The organism is Streptomyces sp. NPDC028289, assembly GCF_055565975.1.
In genome coordinates, this window is the sequence record NZ_JBVHTI010000002.1 from 71,914 (window position 1) to 97,264 (window position 25,351).

22 protein-coding genes and 2 pseudogenes are annotated in these 25,351 nt (G+C 73.3%); 17 read left to right on the forward strand and 7 right to left on the reverse strand.

Going from position 1 to position 25,351, the window contains the following annotated elements:
- Positions 1 to 97: 97 nt before the first annotated feature.
- Positions 98 to 298 carry a hypothetical protein gene (locus ACZ4UV_RS08255; RefSeq protein ID WP_451019853.1) on the reverse strand — a complete coding sequence of 67 codons (201 nt, stop codon included), beginning with the start codon at positions 296 to 298 and terminating at the stop codon, positions 98 to 100.
- Positions 299 to 468: 170 nt separating this feature from the next.
- Here ACZ4UV_RS08255 and ACZ4UV_RS08260 point away from each other — a divergent pair, with 170 nt between their 5' ends.
- From ACZ4UV_RS08260 to ACZ4UV_RS08270, 3 genes are all read left to right on the forward strand, one after another.
- A complete protein-coding gene (locus ACZ4UV_RS08260) occupies positions 469 to 1,737 on the forward strand; it encodes a sensor histidine kinase (protein WP_451019852.1) in 1,269 nt (422 codons plus the stop codon).
- Positions 1,738 to 1,788: 51 nt separating this feature from the next.
- Complete coding sequence (locus ACZ4UV_RS08265) at positions 1,789 to 2,451, forward strand: response regulator (protein WP_451019851.1); 663 nt, start codon at positions 1,789 to 1,791, stop codon at positions 2,449 to 2,451.
- A gap of 85 nt (positions 2,452 to 2,536) precedes the next feature.
- Positions 2,537 to 3,718, forward strand: coding sequence for a cytochrome P450 family protein (locus ACZ4UV_RS08270; protein WP_451019850.1), 1,182 nt, complete (start codon positions 2,537 to 2,539; stop codon positions 3,716 to 3,718).
- Between the two features lie 80 nt (positions 3,719 to 3,798).
- On the opposite strand, the gene ACZ4UV_RS08275 is transcribed toward ACZ4UV_RS08270, so the two are convergent.
- The gene (locus tag ACZ4UV_RS08275; RefSeq protein WP_390034568.1) at positions 3,799 to 4,809 is read right to left on the reverse strand and encodes a Gfo/Idh/MocA family protein; all 1,011 of its coding nucleotides are present in this window, start codon (positions 4,807 to 4,809) and stop codon (positions 3,799 to 3,801) included.
- A 130-nt stretch (positions 4,810 to 4,939) separates the two neighbouring features.
- On the opposite strand from ACZ4UV_RS08275, the gene ACZ4UV_RS08280 reads away from it, so the two are divergent.
- The 5 genes from ACZ4UV_RS08280 to ACZ4UV_RS08300 all read left to right on the forward strand — a co-directional run bounded on the left by ACZ4UV_RS08280 (position 4,940) and on the right by ACZ4UV_RS08300 (position 12,540).
- Positions 4,940 to 5,677, forward strand: a complete 738-nt coding sequence (locus ACZ4UV_RS08280; protein WP_451019855.1) for a GntR family transcriptional regulator — start codon at positions 4,940 to 4,942, stop codon at positions 5,675 to 5,677.
- A gap of 237 nt (positions 5,678 to 5,914) precedes the next feature.
- The gene (locus tag ACZ4UV_RS08285; RefSeq protein ID WP_351499697.1) at positions 5,915 to 7,060 is read left to right on the forward strand and encodes an ROK family glucokinase; all 1,146 of its coding nucleotides are present in this window, start codon (positions 5,915 to 5,917) and stop codon (positions 7,058 to 7,060) included.
- Positions 7,057 to 7,638, forward strand: a complete 582-nt coding sequence (locus ACZ4UV_RS08290; protein ID WP_451019849.1) for a sugar kinase — start codon at positions 7,057 to 7,059, stop codon at positions 7,636 to 7,638. The genes ACZ4UV_RS08285 and ACZ4UV_RS08290 overlap by 4 nt, the downstream gene beginning before the upstream one ends.
- Positions 7,639 to 7,735: 97 nt before the next feature.
- A complete protein-coding gene (locus tag ACZ4UV_RS08295; RefSeq protein ID WP_467836801.1) occupies positions 7,736 to 10,546 on the forward strand; it encodes a DEAD/DEAH box helicase in 2,811 nt (936 codons plus the stop codon).
- The gene (locus tag ACZ4UV_RS08300) at positions 10,543 to 12,540 is read left to right on the forward strand and encodes an SWIM zinc finger family protein (protein WP_451019847.1); all 1,998 of its coding nucleotides are present in this window, start codon (positions 10,543 to 10,545) and stop codon (positions 12,538 to 12,540) included. The genes ACZ4UV_RS08295 and ACZ4UV_RS08300 overlap by 4 nt, the downstream gene beginning before the upstream one ends.
- Positions 12,541 to 12,561: 21 nt before the next feature.
- Here ACZ4UV_RS08300 and ACZ4UV_RS08305 read toward each other — a convergent pair whose 3' ends face one another.
- Positions 12,562 to 13,737, reverse strand: a complete 1,176-nt coding sequence (locus ACZ4UV_RS08305) for an ABC transporter substrate-binding protein (RefSeq protein ID WP_467836804.1) — start codon at positions 13,735 to 13,737, stop codon at positions 12,562 to 12,564.
- Positions 13,738 to 14,066: 329 nt separating this feature from the next.
- Here ACZ4UV_RS08305 and ACZ4UV_RS08310 point away from each other — a divergent pair, with 329 nt between their 5' ends.
- Positions 14,067 to 15,398 (forward strand): carboxyl transferase domain-containing protein, encoded by a 1,332-nt coding sequence (locus ACZ4UV_RS08310; protein ID WP_451019845.1) that lies wholly within the window; start codon positions 14,067 to 14,069, stop codon positions 15,396 to 15,398.
- Here ACZ4UV_RS08310 and ACZ4UV_RS08315 read toward each other — a convergent pair.
- Entirely contained in the window at positions 15,343 to 15,771 is a 429-nt protein-coding gene (locus tag ACZ4UV_RS08315) for an OsmC family protein (protein ID WP_467836807.1), read from the reverse strand. The genes ACZ4UV_RS08310 and ACZ4UV_RS08315 overlap by 56 nt on opposite strands.
- Before the next feature lie 45 nt (positions 15,772 to 15,816).
- Positions 15,817 to 16,551: a hypothetical protein gene (locus ACZ4UV_RS08320; RefSeq protein ID WP_390034562.1), complete on the reverse strand. Its 735-nt coding sequence runs from the start codon at positions 16,549 to 16,551 to the stop codon at positions 15,817 to 15,819.
- Positions 16,552 to 16,804: 253 nt separating this feature from the next.
- Between ACZ4UV_RS08320 and ACZ4UV_RS08325 the strand changes: the two genes are divergently transcribed.
- The 4 genes and pseudogenes from ACZ4UV_RS08325 to ACZ4UV_RS08340 all read left to right on the forward strand — a co-directional run bounded on the left by ACZ4UV_RS08325 (position 16,805) and on the right by ACZ4UV_RS08340 (position 20,670).
- Entirely contained in the window at positions 16,805 to 18,640 is a 1,836-nt protein-coding gene (locus ACZ4UV_RS08325) for a hydroxysqualene dehydroxylase (protein WP_467836809.1), read from the forward strand.
- Positions 18,641 to 18,964: 324 nt separating this feature from the next.
- Positions 18,965 to 19,090 (forward strand): annotated as a pseudogene (locus tag ACZ4UV_RS08330) (glutathione-dependent formaldehyde dehydrogenase); the annotation flags it as partial.
- A gap of 184 nt (positions 19,091 to 19,274) precedes the next feature.
- Positions 19,275 to 20,147 (forward strand): CYTH domain-containing protein, encoded by an 873-nt coding sequence (locus ACZ4UV_RS08335; protein ID WP_467836813.1) that lies wholly within the window; start codon positions 19,275 to 19,277, stop codon positions 20,145 to 20,147.
- Positions 20,039 to 20,670, forward strand: a pseudogene (locus ACZ4UV_RS08340) (CHAD domain-containing protein). Before ACZ4UV_RS08335 ends, ACZ4UV_RS08340 begins: the two are co-directional and overlap by 109 nt.
- Before the next feature lie 6 nt (positions 20,671 to 20,676).
- Here the strand turns inward: ACZ4UV_RS08340 and ACZ4UV_RS08345 are convergent.
- A complete protein-coding gene (locus tag ACZ4UV_RS08345; RefSeq protein WP_467836815.1) occupies positions 20,677 to 21,693 on the reverse strand; it encodes an SDR family NAD(P)-dependent oxidoreductase in 1,017 nt (338 codons plus the stop codon).
- 283 nt (positions 21,694 to 21,976) lie between these two features.
- On the opposite strand from ACZ4UV_RS08345, the gene ACZ4UV_RS08350 reads away from it, so the two are divergent.
- The 3 genes from ACZ4UV_RS08350 to ACZ4UV_RS08360 all read left to right on the forward strand — a co-directional run bounded on the left by ACZ4UV_RS08350 (position 21,977) and on the right by ACZ4UV_RS08360 (position 23,710).
- The gene (locus tag ACZ4UV_RS08350) at positions 21,977 to 22,204 is read left to right on the forward strand and encodes a hypervirulence associated TUDOR domain-containing protein (RefSeq protein ID WP_467836817.1); all 228 of its coding nucleotides are present in this window, start codon (positions 21,977 to 21,979) and stop codon (positions 22,202 to 22,204) included.
- A 208-nt stretch (positions 22,205 to 22,412) separates the two neighbouring features.
- Entirely contained in the window at positions 22,413 to 22,973 is a 561-nt protein-coding gene (locus tag ACZ4UV_RS08355) for a hemerythrin domain-containing protein (RefSeq protein ID WP_390034557.1), read from the forward strand.
- Between the two features lie 215 nt (positions 22,974 to 23,188).
- Positions 23,189 to 23,710: a hypothetical protein gene (locus ACZ4UV_RS08360; protein WP_390034556.1), complete on the forward strand. Its 522-nt coding sequence runs from the start codon at positions 23,189 to 23,191 to the stop codon at positions 23,708 to 23,710.
- Between the two features lie 93 nt (positions 23,711 to 23,803).
- On the opposite strand, the gene ACZ4UV_RS08365 is transcribed toward ACZ4UV_RS08360, so the two are convergent.
- Positions 23,804 to 24,481 (reverse strand): SDR family NAD(P)-dependent oxidoreductase, encoded by a 678-nt coding sequence (locus tag ACZ4UV_RS08365; protein ID WP_451017617.1) that lies wholly within the window; start codon positions 24,479 to 24,481, stop codon positions 23,804 to 23,806.
- A gap of 145 nt (positions 24,482 to 24,626) precedes the next feature.
- Between ACZ4UV_RS08365 and ACZ4UV_RS08370 the strand changes: the two genes are divergently transcribed.
- Positions 24,627 to 25,325: a TetR/AcrR family transcriptional regulator gene (locus tag ACZ4UV_RS08370; RefSeq protein WP_451017616.1), complete on the forward strand. Its 699-nt coding sequence runs from the start codon at positions 24,627 to 24,629 to the stop codon at positions 25,323 to 25,325.
- The last annotated feature ends 26 nt before the right edge of the window (positions 25,326 to 25,351 follow it).

A 25,351-nucleotide genomic window follows, 5' to 3' on the forward strand; every position in this document is an offset into this window, starting at 1 on the left:
CAGCCGCCGGGCCTCCACGCCGGACGGACCGTTCGCTGCCGAGGTGAACCGGCGAGGCTGGTGCACTGGGCCCGGCCGGCCGGATCCCGGCCGCCCCTCAGCCGGACCTCCGGCTCCCCGCGGCGGCGAACAGTGCGCACGCCAGCACGATCAGCGCGACGCTCGCGTAGACGCCGTAGCCGTCGAGGAAGCCGAGCCGTTGCAGAAGGCCCACCCGCCAGTGGGTGAACTCCTGCAGCAGCCCCAGCGCACCCTGCACGAGGGCGACGAACCCGAGCAGTTCCAGCAACCGTTTCACGGTACGACCCTCGCCCCGCGGCCCAGCCCCACACCATCGGCCGTGGGGCGGGCCGTGCCCGCCGGAAGACCCGCCGCACGCGCGCGTGGCACACCGAAAGTCCACACGGGCACAACTTTGGTCGACGATCCCGTGCACGAGTAGGTGTCACGGGTCGGTCCTGCGTAGATTTGTCGACCGTGAGCGGTGACATCTCCATACGGACGTTCGAGGGGCGGCGCTGGCTCTTCCCCTCCGCCGTGATCCATGAACTCGACCCGGACGCCGGCCCGGCCGGCCGGCGGCCCCGGCGCACCGCGCGCGACTGGCTCGTCGACTTCAGCTGTTTCCTGCTGGCCGTCCTTCTGGGTGTGGCGGCCGCCAACACGATGCGCCAGGACCCGAACGTCTCGCACGGCCTCGCCGTCGCCGACCAGTTGGTCGGCGGTCTGGCCTGTGCCGCGGTCTGGCTGCGCCGCCGCTGGCCGACGGGCCTGGCCATCGCCATGATCCCGGTCGGCTTCGTCTCCGACACCGCGGGCGGCGCCGCCATGGTCGCGCTGTTCACGCTCGCCGTGCACCGCCCGTTCCGGTACGTCGCCTGGATCGCCGGAGCCGACCTCGCGCTGGTCCCGTTCTTCTACTGGCTGCGCCCCGACCCCGACCTGCCCTACCTGGCCGTCGTCATCCTGGTCGTGCTGTTCACCCTCCTGGTCGTCAGCCTCGGCATGTTCGTGCGCTCCAAGCGGCAGCTGATGGTCAGCCTGCGCGACCGGGCCCGGCGGGCCGAGACCGAGGCCGGGCTGCGCGCCGAGCGGGCCCAGCGGCTGGCCCGGGAGGCCATCGCCCGAGAGATGCACGACGTCCTCGCCCACCGGCTGACCCTGCTCAGCGTGCACGCCGGGGCGCTGGAGTTCCGGCCCGACGCGCCCCGGGAGGAGATCGCCCGGGCCGCCGGGGTCATCCGGGAGAGCGCCCACGAGGCCCTCCAGGACCTGCGCGAGATCATCGGCGTGCTGCGCGCCGCCGACGGCGACGAGGCGGGCGGCCGCCCGCAGCCGACCCTGGCCGCGCTGGAGTCGCTGGTCGCCGAGGTACGGGGAGCCGGCATGAAGGTGGTGCTGAACAACCACGTCGGCGACCCGGCCGCCGTCCCCGCCTCCGTCGGCCGCACCGCCTACCGGATCGCCCAGGAGGGCCTCACCAACGCCCGCAAGCACGCCCCCGGCGCCGAGGTCACCGTCCGCGTCACCGGCGCCCCCGGCGACGGCCTGGACATCACCGTGCACAACCCCGCCCCCGCGAACGAGGCCCCGCACGTCCCCGGCTCCGGCCAGGGCCTGATCGGCCTGACCGAACGCGCCACTCTGGCGGGGGGACGACTGGAGCACCGGGCCACCGGCGACGGCGGCTTCGAGGTGCGGGCCTGGCTGCCCTGGGCCGCCGTCCCGGCGGCGTGACGAACGGGAGACGGCCGCATGGCGCCGTATCCGCGTGATTACGTAGGAGCCATGACCGCGATCAGACTGCTGCTCGTCGACGACGACCCGCTGGTGCGGGCGGGTCTCGCCCTCATGATGGGCGGCGCCGGGGACATAGAGATCGTCGGGGAGGGCGCCGACGGTGACGAGGTGGAGGCGCTCGTGGACCGCACCCGCCCGGACGTCGTCCTGATGGACATCCGGATGCCGTCAGTGGACGGACTCACCGCCACCGAGCGGCTGCGCGCGCGTGCCGACGCCCCGCAGGTCGTCGTCCTGACCACCTTCCACGCCGACGAACAGGTGTTGCACGCCCTGCGCGCGGGAGCCGCCGGGTTCGTCCTCAAGGACACCCCGCCCGCCGAGATCGTCGCCGCGGTGCGCCGGGTCGCGGCCGGCGACCCCGTGCTGTCGCCCGCCGTCACCCGGCAGCTGATGCGGCACGCGGCCGGTACCCGGGCGGACACCCGGCAGGCACGCGCGCGTGACCGGCTCGCCGCCCTCAACGACCGGGAGCGGGAGGTCGCCGTCGCGGTCGGCCGGGGCCTCGCCAATGCCGAGATCGCCACCGGCCTCTTCATGAGCGTCGCCACCGTCAAGACCCACGTCTCCCGCATCCTGGCCAAGCTCGGCCTCAACAACCGCGTCCAGATCGCCCTGCTGGCGTACGACGCGGGACTGCTGGAGGAATAGGGCGACGGTGGGGCACCTGTGGGGCGGCCCGTGCGTTCTCCGGATACGGGACGGCCTCGGGGACCTCCTGAAGGGGGAGCAGAGCATGCAGGTGACCGACCTCGGCGAGTACGGCGACGGTCTGCGCACGGACCCGCACACGGTGTACGCGCGGCTGCGCGAGAGCGGCCCGGTGCACCGAGTGCGGTGGCCGCTTCCCGACCAGTACCACGAGACCTGGCTGGTCGTGGGGTACGAGGAGGCGCGCGCGGCGCTCGCCGACCCCAGGCTGGCCAAGGACACCGAGAAGGTCGGCTTCAAGTTCCTCGACGAGGAGCTGATCGGCAAGTACCTGCTGCTCGCCGACCCGCCCCAGCACACCAGGCTGCGCGGCCTGATCACGCGCGCGTTCACCGCCCGCCGGGTGGCCGCACTGGAGCCGAGGATCCAGGAGATCACCGACCGGCTGCTCGACGAGATGCTCCCGCGCGGCCGCGCCGACCTCGTCGACGCCCTCGCCTACCCGCTGCCGATCACGGTGATCAGCGAACTGCTCGGCATCCCGGAGCTGGACCGCGAGCGGTTCCGGAAACTGTCCAACGAGGTGGTCGCGCCCAGCAATCCGGGCAGCGAGTACGACGCCTTCGTCGCGCTCGCCGACTACCTGGCGGAGCTCATCGAGGACAAGCGGTGCGCGGGCCCGAGCGGCGACCTGCTCAGCGACCTGATCCGCACCACCGCCGAGGACGGCGACCGGCTCTCCGCCGCGGAACTGCGCGGCATGGCCTTCGTCCTGCTGATCGCCGGCCACGAGACCACCGTCAACCTCATAGGCAACGGCGTTCTCGCCCTGCTCACCCACCCCGACCAGCTCGCCGCCCTGCGCGCCGACATGAGCCTCCTGGACGGCGCGGTCGAGGAGACCCTGCGCTGGGAGGGCCCGGTGGAGAACGCCACGTACCGGTACGCCGCCGAGCCTCTGCAGATCGCCGGCACCGCCATCGGCCGGGGCGACCCCGTGATGATCAGCCTCGCCGGTGCCGACCGCGACGCTGACCGCTACCCCGAGCCCGACCGGTTCGACATCCGCCGCGACCACCGCGGCCACCTCGCCTTCGGTCACGGCATCCACTACTGCCTGGGTGCACCCCTGGCCCGGCTGGAGGGCCGGACCGCCCTGCGCACCCTCCTGGAGCGCGCCCCGGACCTCGCCCTGGACGGCCCGCACGGCGAGTGGCTGCCGGGCACTCTGATGCGAGGAGTGCGCAGCCTCCCGGTGCGCTGGTAGCCGCACCCCGAAGGCGAGGCTGAGGCCGAGGCAAGCCGGGCAGGTCGGGCAGGTCGGGCAGGTCGGGCAGGCCTGCCCGGTCAGGCAAGCCGGTCCGGGATCTCCGCGAGCGCCACCGGTCTGCGGTCGCGCCGGGAGGTCTCACAGGCCTCCGCGATCCGCAGCGCCTGCAGCGCCTCACGCCCGTCGCAGGGGTTGGCCAGCTGACCCCGCACCACGTCGACGAAGGCGCACAGCTCGGCCTCGTAGGCGGGCCCGAACCGCTCCAGGAAACCGGGCCACGGCTTGTCCGCGGGCGGCGGCCCGGTCGGCTCGGTCGAGGCCACCGGCGTACGGTCGTCCAGGCCGACCACCACGGTGTCCCGCTCGCCGGCCAGTTCCATCCGCACGTCGTACCCGGCGCCGTTCAGCCGGGTCGCCGTCGCCGTGGCCAGCGTGCCGTCGTCGAGGGTGAGCACCGCAGCGCCGGTGTCGACGTCACCGGCCTCGCGGAACATCGCGGGTCCCGCGTCCGAGCCGGTCGCGTACACGTCGACGACCTCGCGGCCGGTCACCCAGCGCAGCACGTCGAAGTCGTGGATCAGCGTGTCCCGGAACAGCCCGCCGGACAGCGGCAGCCACTCCGGCGGGGGCGGGGACTGGTCGGAGGTCAGCGCCCGTACGGTGTGCAGCCGCCCGAGCCGGCCCGAGCGCACCGCCTCCCGCGCACCGGCGTACCCCTTGTCGAAGCGCCGCTGGAAGCCCATCTGCAGCACGGTCCCGGCCTTCTCCACCTCCGCCAGGGCCTGCAGCGTGCCCGGCAGGTCGAGGGCGATCGGCTTCTCGCAGAAGACCGGCAGCCCGGAGCGGGCCGCGCGGCCGATCAGGTCGGCGTGGGCCGAGGTGGCGGCGGTGATCACCACGGCGTCCACGCCCCACTTGAAGATCTCGTCCGTCCCGGGCGCCGCCGTCTCCCCGAGCCGGTGCGCCAGATCCTGGGCCCGCTGGGGATCCACGTCCGTGAGGATCAGCGATCCGACCTCGCGATTACGGCTGAGCGTGTTCGCGTGAATGGTGCCGATGCGGCCCGTCCCGATGACCCCGATGCGCATGGGAACAAGGTGCTGGTGCACCCCGCGCGCTGTCAATCCGTATGTCCGGACAATCGAACTACACAACTTCCCGTCAACCCGTCACGGGGATACGCTCGGCCCCGTGCCCAAACCAGATGTGGACCCGACCGTGACGCTCGACCTCAGTGTGGACCGGACTTCCCCGGTCCCGTTGTACTTTCAGCTCGCCCAGCAGCTGGAAGCGGCGATCGAGCACGGCTCGCTCACCCCCGGCAGCCTGCTGGGCAACGAGATCGAGCTCGCCGCACGGCTCGGCCTGTCCCGGCCGACGGTCCGCCAGGCCATCCAGTCCCTCGTGGACAAGGGCCTGCTCGTCCGCCGCCGGGGTGTCGGCACCCAGGTCGTGCACAGCCAGGTCAAGCGCCCGCTGGAACTCAGCAGCCTCTACGACGACCTGGAGTCGGCCGGTCAGCGCCCGGCGACGAAGGTGCTGGTCAACACCGTCGTCCCGGCGTCCGCCGAGGTCGCGGCCGCGCTCGGGGTGGCCGAGGACACCGAGGTGCACCGCATCGAACGCCTGCGGCTGGCGCACGGCGAGCCCATGGCGTGCCTGACCAACTACCTGCCCCCCGGCCTGCTCGACCTGGACACCGCCCAGCTGGAGGCGACCGGCCTGTACCGTCTCATGCGGACCGCCGGGATCACCCTGCACAGCGCTCGCCAGTCCATCGGCGCGCGCGGCGCCACGGCCGCCGAGGCGGACCGGCTCGCGGAGCCGGAGGGCGCTCCGCTGCTCACCATGCAGCGCACCACGTACGACGACACGGGCCGCGCCGTCGAGTTCGGCGACCACATCTACCGCCCGACCCGCTACTCCTTCGAGTTCCAGCTGCTCGTGCGGTCCTGAAGGCACGGCCGTTCTGGTCTTAATGTCCGGACAATGTGACGGATCTGCTGGCTGACCCGCCGAACGGCAGGCGAAAGCGACCTGGACTCTCTGCGCCGCGAGCTGCAACGCCCCTGAAAGGGGCGCGGGGAACTGCGCGACCAGCCACGGGCGACCCGCACTCGGCAACGGCGCCGCACCCATTCCTTATCTCCCCCGAACGGCACCCTTTCTCACGGTGAGGCACAATCAAGCCCGATGAGCACCTACCGCGACCTCACCGCCCCCATCGGCTCCCGCCGAGCCCCGGTCCTGCGCACCGTCGGCACCAGGGAGCGCCGGTCCCACCTGACGGCCCCCCGCGTGCCGACGGTCGGCATCGACATCGGCGGCACCAAGGTCATGGCGGGCGTCGTGGACGCCGACGGCAACATCCTGGAGAAGCTCCGCACGGAGACCCCGGACAAGTCCAAGAGCCCGAAGGTCGTCGAGGACACGATCGTCGAGCTGGTCCTGGACCTGTCCGACCGGCACGACGTGCACGCCGTGGGCATCGGCGCCGCCGGCTGGGTCGACGCCGACCGCAACCGCGTGCTGTTCGCCCCCCACCTGTCCTGGCGGAACGAACCGCTGCGCGACCGCCTCTCCGGCCGGCTCTCGGTCCCCGTCCTCGTCGACAACGACGCCAACACGGCGGCCTGGGCGGAGTGGCGCTTCGGCGCCGGCCGCGGCGAGGACCACCTGGTCATGATCACGCTCGGCACCGGCATCGGCGGCGCGATCCTGGAGGACGGCCAGGTCAAGCGCGGCAAGTACGGCGTCGCCGGCGAGTTCGGCCACATGCAGGTGGTGCCCGGCGGCCACCGCTGCCCGTGCGGCAACCGCGGCTGCTGGGAGCAGTACAGCTCCGGCAACGCACTGGTCCGCGAGGCCAAGGAGCTGGCCGCCGCCGACTCCCCGGTGGCCTACGGGATCATCGAGCACGTCAAGGGCAACATCAACGAGATCACCGGCCCGATGATCACCGAGCTGGCCCGCGAGGGCGACGCGATGTGCGTCGAGCTGCTCCAGGACATCGGCCAGTGGCTCGGCGTCGGCATCGCCAACCTCGCCGCCGCCCTCGACCCCTCCTGCTTCGTGATCGGCGGTGGCGTCAGCGCCGCCGACGACCTGCTGATCGGCCCCGCGCGGGACGCGTTCAAGCGCCAGCTGACCGGGCGCGGCTACCGCCCCGAGGCCCGGATCGCCCGCGCCCAGCTGGGCCCCGAGGCCGGCATGGTCGGCGCCGCCGACCTCGCCCGCCTGGTCGCCCGCCGGTTCCGGCGCGCCAAGCGGCGCCGGGTCGAGCGGTACGAGCGCTACGAGCGGTTCGCGGAGGCCCGCCGTACCCGGGACACCGCATGACCGCTGCGCTGCCCCGTCAGGCCGCGTCCCCGGAGGGACCGCAGCGGCCGCCCGAGACCCCGGGGCACAAGGCCAAGCGCCGGGCGCTGACGCTGCTGATCATCGTGCTGCTCATCGGGGTCCCGGCCGGCTATCTGGTGATCTCCGCCGCCCAGAGCCGCAACAGCGGCAAGGACAAGGAGTCCAAGTACTCGGCGATCGGCCTCTCCGAGGGCTGGCCCTCGAAGGTGCAGCGGCGCCTCTACCAGGTGCCGGTCCCGCACCCGGCCGACCGGATCGCGTACTACGAGACGAACAACTGGAAGACCAGCCGTCTCTACGTCCAGTTCCGCACCAACAGCGCCGGACTGGACAGCTTCCTGGAGGGCATGGGCGTCAACCGGGACGCGCTCGGGAAGAACGACATCAGCATCAGCTCCCGCGACCAGAAGATCAGCGGCTGGAAGTTCACCGGCCCCGGGACCTGGTCGGGCCTGACGCACAAGCAGAAGAACCCGGCGCCCACCCAGGACGTGGTGGTGAACACGGCCGACCCCAACTACCCGATGATCTACGTCGTCTCGCGCACCGTCCCGTAGGCCGCCGCCGGGGCCGGTCGCCGGGACCGACTGTCAGACCCCGCCCGTACAGTCGAAGACGTCTGATCCGACAGGCGGGCGGGAGGTGGCAGAACGTATGAGCGGCACGACGGCCGAGGCCGGCGCGGACGTACCGGTGCGCCTGGCCGCGGTCTACCTGCCCGCCGACCTCCCCCGCCAGGGCCGGATGGCCTTCTGGGACCCCGAGGGCGATCCGCTGCCCGGTACCGCGACCGAGGAGCTCACGGTCGTACGGCGGCACGGCGCCACCGGGGTCCGCCGCCGGCAGGTGCCCGCGCTCACCCTGCCGCTCGCCGCCGCCCTCCCGCATCTCGTCCGGGCCCGCCGCGACCCGGCCGCCCACCCCGCCACCGCCTGCTGGGGCGCCGCCGCCCTGCACGCGCTGCGGCTCGCCGCCCGCGGCCGGCTGCTGCCCGGCCTCACCCCGGCAGGACACGACGCCTGGCGGGCCGGCCCTCTGGAGCCCGCCGACATCGCCCACCTGCGCGCGGTGGCCGACGCCCTGCCCGCCGAGGGCCACGCCGTCCCGCTGCCCGGCCCCGGCCCGCTCCTGCTGCCCCAGCCGGAGGCGCTGGTCCGCTCCTTCCTGGACGCGGTCGCCGACACCCTGCCCCGCACTCCGGCCGCCCCGCACACCGCGGGCCGGCCCTTCGCCGCCCGCGAAGCCCGGCGGCTGCCCGACGCCCAGGAGTGGGCCGCGGAGGTCGCGGCCGGCATGGACGCGGGGGTGCGGATCTCGCTGCGGCTGGACCTGTCGGCGTACGACCTGTTCGACGACGGCGAGGGTGCGCACCGCGCGGGAGCGGCGATCGTCCAGGTGCACAGCCTGGCCGACCCGACGCTGGTGACCGACGCGGCGGCGCTGTGGTCGGGGGCGTCCGACGCCGCCTTCGGTCCCCGCACGCGCGTGGACGCGGCGCTGGCCGTGCGCCGGGCCGCGCGGGTGTGGCCGCCGCTGGCCCGCCTCGCGGAGCAGGACGTGCCGGACGTCCTCGCGCTCTCCGAGGAGGAGCTCGGACAGCTGCTGGGGGTGGCGGCGACGAGGCTCGCGGCGGCCGGGGTCGCCGTGCACTGGCCCCGGGACCTGGCCCAGGACCTGACCGCGGCGGCCGTGGTGCGGCCCGCCCCCGGCTCGGCCACCGACGGCACCGGCTTCTTCGAGAGCGAGGAACTGCTCCAGTTCCGCTGGCAGCTGGCGCTAGGCGGCGATCCGCTCAGCGACGCCGAGATGGACGCCCTCGCGGAGGCCCATCGCCCGGTCGTACGGCTGCGGGACCGCTGGGTACTCGTCGACCCGGCCCTCGTCCGCAAGGCGCGCAGGCGCGAACTCGGCCTGCTCGACCCGGTCGACGCGCTCTCCGTCGCGCTCACCGGCGAGGCCGAGGTGGACGGCGAGCGGGTCGAGGCCGTCCCCGTCGGTGTCCTCGCGGCCCTGCGCGACCGTCTCACCGCCGGCATCCAGCCGGCCGAGCCGCCCGCCGGCCTGCACGCCACCCTGCGCGACTACCAGCTGCGGGGCCTGGCCTGGCTCGACCTGATGACCGCCCTCGGCCTCGGCGGCTGCCTCGCCGACGACATGGGCCTCGGAAAGACGATCACCGTCATCGCCCTGCACCTCAAGCGGGCCCGCACCGAGCCGACCCTGGTGGTCTGCCCGGCCTCGCTGCTCGGCAACTGGCAGCGGGAGATCGCCCGGTTCGCCCCCGGCGTCCCGGTCCGCCGCTTCCACGGCCCCGACCGCACCCTCGACGGCCTCGACGGCGGCTTCGTCCTCACCACGTACGGCACCATGCGCGCCACCGCGGGCAGGCTCACCGAACAGCCCTGGGGCATGGTCGTCGCCGACGAGGCCCAGCACGTCAAGAACCCCTACTCGGCGACCGCGAAAGCCCTGCGCACCATCCCGACCCCCGCGCGCGTGGCCCTCACCGGCACCCCCGTGGAGAACAACCTCTCCGAGCTCTGGGCCCTCCTCGACTGGACGACCCCCGGACTCCTCGGCCCGCTCAAGTCCTTCCGCGCCAGGCACGCGCGCGCCGTCGAGAACGGCGAGGATCAGGAGGCGGTGACCCGGCTGGCCCGCCTGGTCCGCCCCTTCCTCCTGCGCCGCAAGAAGTCCGACCCCGGGATCGTCCCCGAACTCCCGCCCAAGACGGAGACCGACCACCCCGTCCCGCTCACCCGCGAGCAGGCCGCGCTGTACGAGGCGGTGGTGCGCGAGTCGCTGCTCGCCATCGAGACGGCGGACGGCATCGCGCGCCGCGGCCTGGTGCTCAAGCTGCTCGGCGCCCTGAAGCAGATCTGCGACCATCCCGGGCTGTATCTCAAGGAGGAGTCCCGCATCGAGGGCCTGGCCGCCCGCTCCGGCAAACTCACCTTGCTCGACGAGCTGCTGGACACCGTGCTCGCCGAGGACGGCTCGGCGCTCGTGTTCACGCAGTACGTCGGCATGGCCCGCATGATCACCGCACACCTCCAGGCTCGCGCGGTCCCGGTCGACCTGCTGCACGGGGGCACCCCGGTGCCGGAGCGGGAGCGCATGGTGGACCGCTTCCAGAGCGGCGCGACCCCGGTCCTCGTCCTCTCTCTGAAGGCCGCGGGCACCGGCCTCAACCTCACCCGCGCCGGCCATGTCGTGCACTTCGACCGCTGGTGGAACCCGGCGGTGGAGGAACAGGCCACCGACCGCGCGTACCGCATCGGCCAGACCCAGCCGGTCCAGGTGCACCGGCTGGTCACCGAGGGCACGGTCGAGGACCGCATCGCCGAGATGCTGGAGGCGAAGCGGGCCCTCGCCGACGCGATCCTCGGCTCCGGCGAGGCCGCCCTGACCGAACTGACCGACCGCGAGCTGTCCGACCTGGTGTCGTTGCGGAGGACGTCATGAGCGGCGCGGGCGAGGAGCGGCCGGGGGATGCGGCGCGGCGCGCGTTGCGGGCGGCGCGGGGGCGCGAGGCGGAGACCGGGGCCGACGCGGTGGCCGCGGGCGGGGGAGAGGGCGAACGGGCGGAGCGGGTGCCGAGGCCGGGGGATGCCGCGCGTCTGGCACTGCGGGTGGCCGTCGCCGCGAAGGAGGCCGAGGGGCGGGATGCCGAGCCCGAGCCCGGCGCCGAGGAAGGTGTAGCCGCCGAGCCGGCCGAGCAGATCGCGGGGATCGACCGGGCCGACACGGCCGCGTCCGCCGCCGGACGGCCGGGCAGCCGTCCCGGTGACGTCGCGCGGGAGGCGCTGCGTGCGGCGCGCGCGGAGGCGAGGCGGGCCGAGGAGGCGGCTGCGGCGCAGACGTCTGAACAGCCCCCGGCCCGCCCGGTACGGCGCCCGTCGTCGCCCTCGCCCTCGCCCTCGTCTTCGCCGGCCCCGGCGTCCGCGGCTCGTGGTCGCACCGCCCGTGACCTGAAGCAGTTCCTGGCGACCGCGTTCCGGATGCCGAGGGAGGAGTCCGAACCGGACACTCCCGAACCCGAACCCGCACCCGAACCCGAACCCGAACGTGCACCCGAACCCACACCCGAACCCGAACGTGCACCCGAGCCCGCACCCGGACCCGACCCGGACACGCCTGACTCCCACCCCGCTGAGGTCGCCACCGGCCACCCGGAGCCGACCCTCCGTCTCCCGCGCACCATGGCCACCCCCCACCGCGACTCCGAGCTCCGCCGTACCTTCCCTCCCCTCCCGTCCCGTGTCTCCGCCTCTGCTTCCGAGTTCGCCGAGACCTGGTGGGGAAACGCCTGGGTACGGGCGCTGGAAGAGGGCGCGCTGGACGTGAAGCGGCTGGTGCGCGGGCGAGGTTACGCCGAGCGCGGGCACGTGGACGCCATCACCGTGACCCCGGGGCTGGTCCTGGCGTACGTGCAGGGCAGCCGGCCCCGGCCGTACCGCGTGCAGGTGCGGCTGCGGACCTTCGGCGAGGACGAGTGGGAGCGGCTGCTGGAGGCCGCCGCCGACCGGCCGGCCGACATCGCCGCGCTGCTCGACAAGGAGCTGCCGCAGACCCTCGCCGACAGCGGGGTCCCGTTGCTGCCGGGGCCCGGTGAACTCGAACCCCGGTGCAGCTGCCCGGACTTCGGGCACCCCTGTAAACACGCGGCCGCACTCTGCTACCAGACCGCGCGGCTGCTGGACGCGGACCCGTTCGTGCTGCTCCTGCTGCGCGGCCGCGGGGAGCGCGAGGTGCTGGACGCGCTGTCCCGGCGCAACGCCGCCCGCGCGGCCCGGGAGCGGCAGCCGGCCGCGCTGCCGGGCGTCCGGGCCACCGAGGCCCTCGTACCGCGTCGACTCCCGCCGCTGCCGCCTCCGTTGCCGGCGCCGGCGCACCCCGAGCAGCCGCCGGTGTATCCGGGGGTGCCCGGCGGCCCGGACCCGTTCGCGCTGGACCAGCTGGCCACCGACGCGGCGGCCCGCGCCCACGCCCTGCTCACCACCGGACACGACCCGGTCGGTGAACTGTCCCTCTGGCAGGACGCGGTGCGGCTCGCCGCGGCCCGCCCCGGTTCCGGCCTGACCGCGTCCACCCGGGCCCTCTACGCCACGCTCGCGGACGCCGTGGGCCGGACCCCGGGCGACCTGGCGCGCGCGGTCGCCGCCTGGCGGCAGGGCGGCATGGAGGGGCTGGCCGTCCTCGAAGAGCCCTGGGACCCGCCGGCCGGCCGCTTCGACCGGGCCCGCCCGCTGCTGCTCGCCGCCGACCTCCCGGCCTTCCGGCCGTGGCGCAACCACCTGACCCACCCCGGCGGCCATCTCCAGCTCCGCTTCGGCCGCGACGGCCTGTGGTACGCCTACGAGTCGGAGCCGGGCCACGACGACTGGTGGCCCAGAGGCACCCCCGACCTGGACCCGGTGGGCGCGCTGACCGGCCTCGGCGCATCGGACGGCCTGTAGTTCCGCCGCCCCACCGGATGCCTACGACGTCTTCTTCCCGATGTCGTCGTGCCGCGCGACGAACCGGGCCCTGCCGTTCTCGACGTGGTAGAGGAACCACCCACCGTCCTGGCCGGTCTCCAGGTACTGGTTCTGGCTCTCGTAGCTGTACCGGCGGGTGATGCCCTGCCAGGGCTCGCGCAGCAACTCCGCGCGCAGGGACTCGCGTTCGTCGCTGCTGGGCGCCGCGAGGCCGTGGGCGGCGTAGCCGACGGCGTCGTACGCCTCGGCCGCCCACGGTGGCGGAGCCGTGCGGTAGCGGGTGCGGTTGGCGGCGGCGAACGTCCGGGTCCTCGGGGCGGCGGCCGGGTCGCAGTACCCCGTGCTGATCCACCAGCCGCCGCCCGCCGTCAGGAAGGGCGCGCCGAGGATGTGCTCGTCGCCGCCGCGGAATCCGCGGTGCCCGGCGGCGGTCAGGGCCCGGGCGCAGGCGGCGGCGCGGGCCGGGAGGCCGCCCGCGAAGAGGACGGCCGTGTCCGGGTGGGCGGCCAGGCCGTGGGCCACGTCGGTGAAGGCGGTGCCCGGGGCGACCTCGGCCATCTCGACGGTGCCGACCTCCAGCTTCCGGTAGACGGTGACGATCCGGACGGTGGGCTCGCCCTCGCCGGCGTCGGTGAGGTCGTGCACGACGAGCGTCCGGGCGGGGCGTGCCACCAGGTTGAGGTATTTCACGACGGCACCGGGCCCCGCGGTGCGGGTGCTGCGCAGGACCAGGGAGCTGGTCGTGTTGGTGCCGTCGAGGGCGTCGGTGTCGGCGCGGGTGATGAGCAGGCACACCCCGGCCTCGGTGCACACCGGCACGGCGGCCGGCACGGCCGTGCCGGTTCCGGCGCCGATCACCGCGTAGACCTCGCGGTCGGCGACGAGCCGGGCGGCCGCGGCGGCGGAACCGGCCGCGGTGCCCCGGTCGTCGGCCGTGCGCAGGGCGAGGTCGAAGGTCCGGTCGGAGCGGGCGTTGTGCGCGTCGACCGCCAGCCGTGCCCCGCGCACCTGGGCCTCGACGACGGCGGTGGACAGGTCGCCGAGCAGCGCGATCGTACGGGTCGGCAGCGGGCCGTTGCCGGACCCCGGCGTCCCCGGCCGCCCCCACCGCCACCACGCGCTGCCGCCGCCCACCGCGCTGACACACCGGCCGCCGCCGAGGCGAGCAGCAGCCACCGCCGGGACGGGGCGGGCGGGGTGTCGGCGAGGGGCACCCCGGACAGGGCGGTGGGCTCCGGTACCGGCAGGTCGAGGACGCGCGCGGCCCGGTCCGCGACCAGCGCCGGCAGGCCCGGCGGCAGCCGTGCCCGCCGTTCGTGCAGCCCGCGAGCAGCAGTGCCACCGCCGCCGCGGACAGGACCGGTCCCCGTCCCATCACGCCCCCCAGCAGACCGCCGTACGGCCCTCCCCTGGTGGCCGCACGTCGAACGCTAGCGCCAACCTGTGTCAACTGGCCCCAGTGGAAAGTGAGTTGAGTCGAACGGTAACCCCTTGGCCATCAGCCGGTGACAGTCCGCGCCGCGCCGGACCGGGCGCCCGGTGCACTCCATGACTCCCGAGCAGGCGACCGCGGCGCCCCCTGCGGACCGCACCGCAGAACGCATCGCGGACCTGGACCGCCGTACGGCACGGGCGCTCGTTCCGGGGGCGGCCAGGAGACGCGGGGCGTTCGGCGCGCGGGAGCGGATCGAACGGCTCCTCGACGACGACTCGTTCACCGAGACCGGGCTGTTCGTGCGCGCCCGCCCGACCGGGGACGACACCCGCCGCCCCTACGGCGACGGGGCGTCACCGGGTACGGCACGGTCGACGGGCGCCGGGTCTGCGTCTTCGCCCAGGACTCCGCGGTCTTCGGCGGCAGCATGGGCGAGGCCTTCGGCGAGAAGACCGGGGCCCCCATGGACCTGGCACTGAGGACCGGCTGCCCCGTCATCGGCCTCAACGACTCCGGGGGCGCCCGCATCCAGGAGGGCGTCGCCTCCCTCGCCCTCTACGCCGAACTGGTGCGGCGCAACGTCCAGGCGTCCGGGGTGATCCCGCAGATCTCCGTCATCCTCGGCCCGTGCGCGGGCGGCGCCGCCTACTCACCGGCGATCACCGACTTCACGGTGATGGTCGACCGCACCTCGCACATGTTCGTCACCGGCCCCGACGTCATCGAGACGGTCACCGCAGAGCGCACCACCGCCGAGGAACTCGGCGGCGCCCGCGTCAGCAACACCGTCAACGGCAACGCCCACTTCCTCGCCGCCGACGAGGAGGACGCCCTCGACACCGTACGCGACCTGCTGCCGTACCTGCCCGGCGACAACCTGGAACGGCCCCCCGAGTACGCGCCCGGGACCGTGCCCGCCGGGACCCCGCTCGACGAAGCGCCGGGCGGGCCGCACGCCCCCGCGCCGGCCCTGTCCGGAGGGGCGGCCGAACCGGTCGCGGTCATCGGCGTCGGGTGCCGGCTGCCCGGCGGGGTGCGCGGGCCCGCCGACTACTGGCGGCTGTTGGTGGACGGGATCGACGCGATCGGCCGGGTTCCGGCGGACCGATGGCGCGACGGCACCGCCTTCCCGCCCGCCGACGTGCCCGCGCACGGCGGATATCTCGACGACATCGCGGGATTCGACGCCGACTTCTTCCGCATCGCACCGCGCGAGGCCGCCGTGCTCGACCCCCAGCAGCGGATCCTGCTGGAGGTCGTCCACGAGACGCTCGACCATGCCGCCGTGCAGCCAGGCAGCCACACAGCCACACAGCCGGACCCGACCCGGCCACCGACGTCAGACGTCAGACGTTCTCGACCGACACGGCGACCGGCGTTCCCGCCTCGACCGTGCGGCTGACCGTGCACAGCCGGTCGTGGGAGACGGCGACCGCCCGGGGCAGGATGGTGCGGGCGCGGTCGCCGGCCGGGCCCTCCGGGAAGGTGACGGAGAAGGCGACCGAGAGGTCCGTCATCCGGTTGCCGTCCTCGTCGCTCACCTTGTGGCCGCTGACGGTGACGGTGAACGCGGTCGACTCCGCGTGACGGCTCGTGGACACGTCGACGTCCGCGGCCGTACAGCCCCCGATCGCGGCGAGCAGCAGTTCGACCGGGGTGAGTTCGGTGCCGTCGCCGGTGCCGAAGGCGATCGTGCCGCCGCGGGCGTTCGTGGCGGTGAAACGGCCGGTGCCGGTGCGCTCGACCGTGACGAGGCGCAAGGAGTCTTCGCTCATGGAGACGAACCTAAGGCAGCCCGGCCGGCGGTGCCGGCACCGCCGTCACTGGAGGATGTTGACGGCCCGCGCCACCACCAGGACCACCGTCACCAGGGAGACCGAGGACTGCAGCATCATCAGCATCTTGGCCCAGTGCGACAACGGCATCACGTCGGTCGGGCTGAACGCGGTGGAGTTGGTGAAGGACAGGTACAGGTAGTCGAGAAAGCCCGGCTCCCAGTCCTGCGGCGCGGTCTCCGGACTCTGCATCTGCACGAAGAGGAAGTCCGCGTACTGGTGCCGGCCGAGGACCCGGGCCATCGGCCCGCCGCGGTCCCACTCCCAGTACCAGAGGGCGAACACGATGACGTTCGTCAGCCAGATGCCCCCGCCGCTCAGCAGCAGCGGCCCGGCGTCACGGCCCTCCGTGCCGTTCACGAGACCCGCGACCAGGCGGACCGCCGACCAGCCGTTGGCCACGCTGATCACCCCCATCAGCACCAGTCCGAGGACCCGTAGCCACCGGGTGCGGGGCTCGACCCGCCGGGGGTTGCCGGCGATGACGCCGGCCAGCAACACCACCTCCAGGACCGGCAGGGCCCAGTACGGCTGGAAGGCGAGCCGGTGCGGCAGCATCAGCTGCAGGGCGATCGCCACCAGTATCACGGCGGTCACCGCCCACCGCGGCTCGCCCTGTGTCGCCCTGCGCCACGCGGGCACCACGTCGTGCTCGCCGCTCTCCAGCAGCCCTTCGATCCTGGCCAGCCGGTTCTCGGCGTCGGACATTCGGTCGCTCATGGCCATGATTGTCCCGAGCCCCCCCGGCCGATCCACGACCGGCTCGGCCCTTGCTCCCCACCGTCGGGTGCGGTAACCGCCCGCCGGCAGGCGAGGCCGGGTGCTCCTGGTCGGTACGCGAGCGGCAACCCGGCGGCACCGGCCCTGCGCCGACACGCTCGGCGCCGCTGTCCCCGGGTGTTTGTGAGGATGCTGTAGGCGACACGTAAGAGTGCTTCCGGCTGCCCGAGCCCCTCCCTAATCTCCGGTTCTCATGACAACAGAACACGCGCAGCAGTCTCGGGAGCACGGCGGGCACAGCCGCAGGCGTTTCCTGGCGGCGGGCGGGGGAGTGGTCGCCGGCGCCGTGGGCGGGGGAGCGGCCGGCGTCTTAGGGGCGGCCGGCAGTGCGGCCGCGGCCGGCTCCGGCAAGCGTGTCGCCGTCCTCGGCGGCGGGGTCTCCGGCCTCAGCGCCGCTCACGAACTCGCCGAACGCGGCTACCGGGTCACGGTCTACGAGTACTACGACGCCCTCGGCGGCAAGGCCCGCTCGATGGACGTCCCCGGGACCGGAACGGGCGGCCGCAAGCCGCTACCCGGCGAGCACGGCTTCCGCTTCTTCCCCGGCTTCTACCGGAACCTGCCGGACACCATGCGCCGCATCCCCTTCCCCGGCAACACGAACGGCGTCCACGGCAACCTCCGAGGGGGCACGGAGGAGCTGTTCGCGCGCGGCTCGGGCCGCCCGGACCTGCACTTCCCGCTCCGCCGGGTCACCACGCCGCCCGCTCCAGGCGACCTCACCCCGTCCTGGATCCGCGACCAGGTCCTGTCGGTGCTGGACCTCGCCACCCACCTGCCCGCCCACGAGGCCGCCTACTTCGCCGACCGCCTCCTGGTCCACCTCACCAGCTGCGACGCCCGCCGCGAGGACCAGTGGGAGAAGGTCGCATGGTGGGACTTCATCCGGGCCGGCGAGATGAGCCGCGAGTACCAGGTGCTCCTCGGCATCGGCCAGACCCGCAACCTCGTCGCCACCCGCGCCGAGGTCGCCTCCACCCGCACCGTCGGCCGCGTCATCATCGAGGCCCTCATCCTGTGGGGCCTGCTCGGCCGCGGCATGGACGGCGACGCGGACGTCGACCGGGTGCTGAACGCCCCGACCAGCGAGGCGTGGATCGACCCCTGGGAGACGCATCTGCGCTCCCTGGGCGTCGAGTTCGTGCTCGGCACCGAGGTCCGTGAGGTGGTGTACGACGGCGTACGGGTGGCCGGCGTACGGGTGGCGGCGCGCGACGGCAGCCGGCCGCGCACCGTCACCGCCGACCACTACGTCTCCGCCCTCCCGGTCGAGCACGCGCGCGTGACCTGGGGCCCGGCCCTGCGCGCCGCCGACCCGCAGCTCGGGCGGTGCGACGAGCTGAAGACGGACTGGATGACCGGCGTGATGTTCTACCTGCGCACCCCCACCCCCGTCGTGCACGGCCACATCAACTGCCTCGACTCACCCTGGGCGGTCACCGGAATCGGCCAGACACAGTTCTGGGACGTACGGGACTTCTCGCGCGACTACGGTGACGGGCAGGCCCACGAGTGCCTGTCCACGATCATCTCCGAGTGGGACAAGCCCGGCATCCTGTACGGCAAGACCGCCCGTGAGTGCACCAAGGACGAGATCGTCGCCGAACTGTGGGCCCAGCTGAAGGACGGGCTGAACGACTCGGGCAAGACGACGCTCAGGGACGAGGACCGGCTCGGCTGGTTCATGGACCCTGCGGTGACGGGCCTCGGCGGCCCCGACCCGCACAACCGCGAACAACTCCTCATCCACCCCACCGGCACGCTCTACCACCGCCCGTCGGCGAGGACGGCGGTGCCGAACTTCTTCCTCGCGGGCGACTACATCCGCACCGACGTGGACCTGGCGACCATGGAGGGCGCCAACGAATCCGCCCGACGCGCCGTCAACGCACTGCTGGACGCGGACGGTTCGGACGCGGAGCGGTGCCACGTCTGGGAGCTGTTCCGGCCACCGGAGCTGGAGCCCCTGAAACGGGTCGACGAGGTGCGCTACCGGCTGGGGCTGCCCAACACCTTCGACCTGGGCTAGGAGCTGTCCGGCGGCGGAGCGGAAAGCTCCTGTGCACCGGCTCGCGCACCTCTGCGATCATCCGCGAATGGCGCACAGTCCCGCATCGCCGGTCATCCGGCACACGCACCGCCTTCCCTCCCCCGAGGGCTCCGCCGGGGAAGGCGCTGTCGCCGCACGGCAGTCGACGCGGCGCTCGCATCCGTGGGTTTCCAGCCCTCGGCGGAGCTGCTGGAGCGGCTGTCACCCCGCATGCCGGTGACGGTGCCGTCGGCGACTGAGGGGGCTCGCTGCGGATACCCGGTCGTGACCACTGACCGGTGTACGAGCGAGGAGGCGGACGGTATGCGCGCTCTGACCTGGCAGGGTCGGCGGGACGTCCGGGTGGAGACGGTCCCCGATCCGGTGATCGAACAGCCTGACGACGTGATCGTGCGGATCACCTCCGGCGTGGACGGCTTCGCCACCCACCACCTGCCCCTGGAGGAGGCGCCACGGGCGTACGCGGACTTCCAGGCCAAGCGTGACGGCATGATCAAAACCCTGCTGCAACCCTGAGCCGCCTCAGCTCGGACGAGTGGTTTGACGGCCGGTCGGATCACCGTCGGCTGCCGACACGACATGGCTGCCCGACCTCACCGGGGTGGGCGGCATCGTGGCCGTCGCGGATCAGGGCACCGAGATCCTGGACGCCGTGTACTACGACACGGACTACCTGCGCCCGGCCGGTTCCTCGGCCGCCCTCAGGCGAAGGACGGGCGGAACCGACGCGGGCTGGCATCTCAAACTGCCGCTGTCCGGGGACAGCCGGGAAGAGGTACAGGCCCCGCTGTCCGACAGTCTTCCGGAAACACTGCGCGACCTGGCCCTTTCCCGTACCCGGGGAGCGGATGTGCGGCCGGTCGTCCGGATCCGTTCCACCCGTGGCGTACGGCAGCTCGTCGGTTCCGGAAGCGCCGTCCTCGCCGAGCTGAGCGCCGAGCCCCTGCGCGCCACCGGCACGCTGGCCTCCTGGACCGAGATGGAGGTCGAACTCGCACCGGACACCGACCCGGCCCTTCTGGACCTCGTGGACAAGACGCCGCGCAAGAGCGGTGTGGACCGTGCGCACGCTCCGTCCAAGCTGGCCCGGGCTCTGGAGGAGACAACGGTGGGAGCGCCCCGGCTGCCGGGCGGACCGGCCCCCGAGACCGTGGTGCCGGGGTCCGCCGGCGAAGCGGTCCTCGGCTATGTGGAAGGCCGGATCCAGGCCCTGGTGAACCTCGACCCCGCGGTACGGCGTGACGTGCCCGACTCGGTGCACAAGATGCGTGTCGCCTGCGGGCGGCTGCGCGGCGTCCTGCGCTCCTACCGGTCCCGGAGTACCTCCTGGGCGCGGAACGCGACCAGGAGGTACTCCGGGAGAGGCTGGGTTCGAGGATCGACGCGCTGCCTGCGGAACTGGTCTTCGGCCCCGTTGCCTCCCGGCTGCGGGTGTGGGACCTCAATAACAGCTCCGAGGCCCGCCGGCGCACCCTCGACGCCCTGAACTCCCCCCGCTGCCTGGCCCTTCTGGACTCTCTGGCGACCCTGACGGAACAGCCCCCGCTACGCGGCAAGGCCGGCCGGAAGCCGGAGTCATGGCCAAGGCCGTCCTCAAGGAATACCGCCGTCTCGCCGGCCGGGTTTCCCACGCGCTGGAACTCTCGCCGGGACCGGAACGTGACACGGCCCTCCACGAAGCCCGCAAGGCGGCCAAGAAGACGCGGTACGCCACGGAGCCCACGCGCGACACACTGGGCAAGCCCGCCAAGCGCCTGGGCAAGCGCGTCAAAGCGGTCCAGAAGGTGCTGGGGGACCATCAGGACAGCGTCGTGGCCCGGGACACCCTGCGCAAGATGACCTTGGCAGCCCACGCGGCCGGCGAACCCTCCTTCGTCTGGGGCCTGTTGTACGGACAGGAGCAGGCCGACGCCGACCGGCGCGAACGGGAGCTGCCGACGGTGTGGGCCGACGCCTCACGGCGCGATCCGCGCAAGACGCGCAGCTGGACCCGCTGCACCCGGCCGTGAGCCCGGTCAGGGCAGATGCCGCTCCGCAGCGGTGCGGTGGCGTTCGTTGTAGGCACGGGCAGCCCGGTCGTTCAGCGCGCTGCCCACGGAGCGCAGGCGTTCCCCGAGCGTGCGTGGGGCTGCCAGCTCGATGTCGAGGCCCGGGCGCAGCTCCGGTTCGCCTTCCGCGGTCGGCAGCAGTGCGGTCGTCGCGTGGCTGAGCCGTGCGGTGAGCGTGGGGGCGAGGCCGTGGGCCTTGTCGGCGATGCGGGCGGCGGGGGTGAGCACGAGACGGAGGCGGCGGCGCTGGACGGCCGTGACGATGCGGTCGGCAGCGCGGCGCGCGTCCATCGATATCAGCGGAGTGCCGGCGAGAGCGGAGAACCAGGCGAACTCGCGTCGCCGGTCACCGCCGAACACGGCGTGCAGATGCGAGCCGGTGCGCATCAGACCCGGATGTACGGCGGTCACGGACACGCCGTCGCGCGCCGACTCCGCGTACAGCCCTTCGGCCAGGGCCCCCACGGCGGCTTTGGCGCACGAGTACGGCAGCAGATGCGGTACGGCGAGCAGACCGCCCACGGAGCCGATCAGAGCCAGCCTTCCGCCGGCTGGGCTCTCGCGCAGGTAGGGGAGTGCTTCGAGGCTGGTGTGGAGCGCGCCGTGGAAGATCGTGCCCATCGCGTCGTCGAATCCGGCCGCGCCGACGGTCTCGGCAGGTGCGACCTGGATGATGCCGGCGTTGGCGATGACCACGTCCACGCCGCCGCAGGCCTCGGCCGTCCGGTGGAAAAGACCACCGAGGGCCTGCCTGTCCCGCACGTCGGTCACGGCGGTGCGGACGGAGCCTTCGGGATGCCGCTGCCGAAGCAGCCCGGCGGCCCGCTCGAGTTCGTCGGCGTCTCGCGCGGCGAGCGTGACACGGCAGCCGCGGTCCATCAGCTCGTCGGCGATGAGAAGACCGAGACCGCGGGAGCCGCCGGTGACCACGGCGGACAGGCCGTGAAGGGATTCGGACGCCCGGAACGGCAGTGGTGTCGGCATGGAGATGCCTCCCTGTCTTCGAAGCCCGCGGGAGATGGTGTCCCTGGTGGGACGGCAGGCCGCTGCCAGGCGCTTCTCCGGGAAGGGCGAGACGTCGGTGGTCTGGAAGCAATCGGTGGGACCTGGTGCGCGAGAAGCCGCAGAGATCACTGAGTACCCGTCCTCCGGACAGACAGTCCGATGCCCGCCGAACTCAGCCCCAGAGCGTGACCAGCAGCTGCGGTGCAGGCACGATGCCCGCACCTTGGGAGAAACGGCCCACCGCAGGTGAAGGAGTGCCGGTATGGCTCGGAACAGGCGCGCGGGCAAGGAGCTGGAAAGGGGCGACAAGGTGGCCTGGGAGAGTCACGGCGGACAGGCCGAGGGCGAGGTCGAGAAGAAGATCACCGAGCGCACCGAGGCCGCTGGCCGCACGGTGGATGCGTCCCGTGACGAACCGCAGTACCAGGTGCGCAGCGGCAAGTCCGGCCGGTCCGCAGTGCACAAGCCGTCCGCGCTGAAGAAGAAGTGAGCCGGGGCGGTCGGCCTGGATGCCTGATCCACGGCGAACACGGCGACGTGGAGCTCACGCTTCTGCGCAACATCGAGGGCCGCTCCTCGATGACGAAGAAGCAGTTACTCCCGACCGGGGGTGGGCACCCGGCGGGTGGACCTCGCCCGCGGCGACGCCGGCTTCGTCGGCCCGGCCCCGGGCATGAACAGCGAAAGGCGGAGAGACCATGGGACACGGTGGAGACGCGATCGCGGAGCTGATGACCGACCACCGCGAGGTCGAGGAGATGTTCGCCCGGATCCAGGGGATGCCGGGCGGCGGCCAGGCACTGCGTGACGTCGTGGACGAGGTCACCATCGAACTCGTACGGCACTCGATCGCCGAGGAGGAGTACCTCTACCCGGCGGTACGCGAGTACATCGAGGGCGGCGACCGGATCGCGGACAAGGAGATCGCGGACCACGGTCGGGTCGAGGAGCTCCTCAAGCAGCTGGAGAAGGCGGACACCGACGACCCCAAGACGAGCCCGCTGCTGCAGCAGCTCATGGACGAGGTCTCCGCCCACGTCCGGGACGAGGAGGACAACCTCTTCCCCATGCTGCGCCAGACCTGCTCCGCCGACGCTCTGAACAAGCTCGGGGACAAGATCCGCCGGGCCAAGTCCATGGCCCCGACCCGCCCCCACCCCTCCGCGCCGAGCACCCCGCCCGCCAACAAGCTCCTCGCGCCGGGCACGGGTCTGGTGGACCGGGCCCGCGACCTGATCACAGGCCGCGGCAAGTCCTGACCCCCGGGGAGAAGTACCGGGCCGTTCGGCGCCCGCCCGGATTCCCGGTCGGGAACCCGGGCGGCGGCCCGGACTCCTGTGACGCTGCTCATTCCCTCCTCCGGTCCGGCTGCCTACGCTGGTAGGTCACGAGCGGGGCAGCGCGGCCCCGCGTAACAGCTCGCGGGACCGATCTGCCGGACACAGGCGAGCACGTTCCCGAGGGACCGACCGCCGTGACCGACGATCTGACACCTGTCATAGCCGCCTCCACCCGCTGGCTCCTGGCCGCCTACCCCGCCCCCGGTGGTGCGCTCAGCCGGGCGCTGGCCGAGGCGCAGGCCCGGCAGGCGGTCACGCTCGCCGCCGCCCTGCGCTACCCCACCACCCTCGATGTGCAGCTGCTCCACCTGCTCGCACCCAGCGGGTCCCAGCGGCTGGACTGGCTCACCGGATGCGAGCCGCAGCCCGACGGCACCGGCGACGCCGCCTGGCGGACCTGGGTCGACGAAACCGTCGTCAGCTGGGCCGCCTGCCTCCTGGCCGACGCGGCCCTGGCCGCCCACGCCGCCCACCGGGCCGCCGCCATGAGCGAGCACCAGGCCGGCGGCGGCCTGCGGAGGCTGACCGCCCCCGGGAAGTGGGACACGGAGGCTGCGGCTCTGCTGCGCCACCCCGACCTGGTGGAGAACATCGCCGGCCTCCACCGGCTCCAGCTCGTGGAACTGCTCGGTGTCGACACCGCGGAACTGCCCTGATCGCAGCAGTGGCCCCGGCACGACGGCGGGCGGGCTTCTTGCCGGTCTCGATCGAGACCGAGGGACCGGGGCCGGCGGGAGAAGCCGGTGTGGTCAGCCCTTGAAGACGAGTTCGGCCTGATCGCGCCTGGTGGTGTGCAGGTCCCAGTAGGCGGGGGAGATGTCCTCGGGCTGGATCACCGGCTGGCCGGGGATGAGGGAGACGGCGATCGACACGTCGATGCCGATGTGGGCGGCCTGGATGCCGGTGCCGTCGAGTTCCTTGTGCAGGTTGACCGCCCAGTTGCGCAGCGCCGCGGCGGCGGCGTTGACGTTGCCGACCACCGGCAGGGGGTCGAGGGAGCCGGCGCCGGTGGTGTAGAGCAGGGTGCCGGTGCCGGCCTCGCGCATCGCGGGCAGGACGGCCTTGGTCGCGGCGATGGCCCCGTAGAGCTGGAACTCGATCTCGTGCTGGATGTGTGAGTAGTCGCTCTCGGCCGGCGTGGCCAGGACGACCTGGCCGAACGCCCCCAGCGGGGAGTACTCCAGGACGTCGATGCCGCCGAAGCGCTCGGCGGCGTCCTTGAGCGCCTGGGTGAGGGCGTCGCGGTCGAGGACGTCGGCGGGGAAGGCGGCGGCGGTGATGCCCTCGGTGGTCAGCTTGCCGACCATACCTTCCAGCTTCTCGGGGTCCCGGGAGACAAGGGCGACGTCGTAGCCCTGGGTGCCGAAGGTGCGGGCGATGGCCAGGCCCAGCTGGGGGCCGGCCCCGACGATGGCGATGCTGCTCACAGCGATCCTTTCGCAAGGCCTCCGCAAGGGAGGCAGGAATGTGGATAGCCCTTTCCGATTCGCGATCCGGATAGGGCTTACCGGTTCGGTGCGCTCACCGTACCACGGGAAATGGATAGGCCTTTCCGATTGCTAGACTGCCGGCATGACTCCTGGCTCCCAGCATCCCGACGGCACTGCCGCCCAGCCGCTGCGCAGCGACGCCGAGCGCAACCGGGGCAGGATCGTCGCGGCGGCGCGCAGGGTGTTCGCGCGCGACGGGCTGAACGCCTCCATGGCCTCGGTGGCCCGTGAGGCGGGCGTCGGGATCGCCACGGCCTTCCGCCACTTCCCGGCCAAGGAGGACCTGGTCGCGGCCGTCTTCGCCGACCGTATGGACGCCTACGCCGACGCGGTCGCCGCCGCCCTGGACGATCCCGACCCCTGGCGTGGCTTCGTCGGCTACATCGAGGCCGCGTGTGCGATGCAGGCCGCCGACTACGGCTTCGCCGACGTGCTGACCACGACCTTCCCCACGGCCAAGGAACTGGAGACGCGTCGCAACGAGGCGTACGAGGGCATGGTCCGGCTGATCGGTCGCGCGCAGGAGGCAGGCCGGTTGCGCGCGGACTTCGACCCCTCCGACCTGGTGCTGCTCCACATGGCGAACGCGGGCGTCGTCAACGCCACCGGTGACGCGGCGCCCGACGCCTGGCGCCGCGTCGTGGCCCTGTTCGTCCAGTCCTTCGAGGCCCCCGCCCGGGGTCCGCTGCCCGCCTCGCCCGAGCACGAGGCTCTCTACAAGGCCATGCTCCGCGCCGCACCGGCAGGCCCCGCGGCCCCCGCCCCGGACGCCGAGAGCTGACCTCGTGACTGCCGGTCCGGCGACTG

Excerpts from the sequence above, each read along its gene's own strand:
- ACZ4UV_RS08265 (WP_451019851.1), top strand. The coding sequence starts at position 1,789 with ATGACCGCGATCAGACTGCTGCTCGTCGACGACGACCCGCTGGTGCGG.
- ACZ4UV_RS08350 (WP_467836817.1), top strand. The coding sequence starts at position 21,977 with ATGGCTCGGAACAGGCGCGCGGGCAAGGAGCTGGAAAGGGGCGACAAG.
- ACZ4UV_RS08315 (WP_467836807.1), bottom strand. The coding sequence starts at position 15,771 with ATGAGCGAAGACTCCTTGCGCCTCGTCACGGTCGAGCGCACCGGCACC.
- ACZ4UV_RS08290 (WP_451019849.1), top strand. The coding sequence starts at position 7,057 with ATGACCGCTGCGCTGCCCCGTCAGGCCGCGTCCCCGGAGGGACCGCAG.
- ACZ4UV_RS08275 (WP_390034568.1), bottom strand. The coding sequence starts at position 4,809 with ATGCGCATCGGGGTCATCGGGACGGGCCGCATCGGCACCATTCACGCG.
- ACZ4UV_RS08270 (WP_451019850.1), top strand. The coding sequence starts at position 2,537 with ATGCAGGTGACCGACCTCGGCGAGTACGGCGACGGTCTGCGCACGGAC.
- ACZ4UV_RS08295 (WP_467836801.1), top strand. The coding sequence starts at position 7,736 with ATGAGCGGCACGACGGCCGAGGCCGGCGCGGACGTACCGGTGCGCCTG.
- ACZ4UV_RS08355 (WP_390034557.1), top strand. The coding sequence starts at position 22,413 with ATGGGACACGGTGGAGACGCGATCGCGGAGCTGATGACCGACCACCGC.
- ACZ4UV_RS08345 (WP_467836815.1), bottom strand. The coding sequence starts at position 21,693 with ATGCCGACACCACTGCCGTTCCGGGCGTCCGAATCCCTTCACGGCCTG.
- ACZ4UV_RS08320 (WP_390034562.1), bottom strand. The coding sequence starts at position 16,551 with ATGAGCGACCGAATGTCCGACGCCGAGAACCGGCTGGCCAGGATCGAA.
- ACZ4UV_RS08325 (WP_467836809.1), top strand. The coding sequence starts at position 16,805 with ATGACAACAGAACACGCGCAGCAGTCTCGGGAGCACGGCGGGCACAGC.
- ACZ4UV_RS08370 (WP_451017616.1), top strand. The coding sequence starts at position 24,627 with ATGACTCCTGGCTCCCAGCATCCCGACGGCACTGCCGCCCAGCCGCTG.
- ACZ4UV_RS08300 (WP_451019847.1), top strand. The coding sequence starts at position 10,543 with ATGAGCGGCGCGGGCGAGGAGCGGCCGGGGGATGCGGCGCGGCGCGCG.
- ACZ4UV_RS08285 (WP_351499697.1), top strand. The coding sequence starts at position 5,915 with ATGAGCACCTACCGCGACCTCACCGCCCCCATCGGCTCCCGCCGAGCC.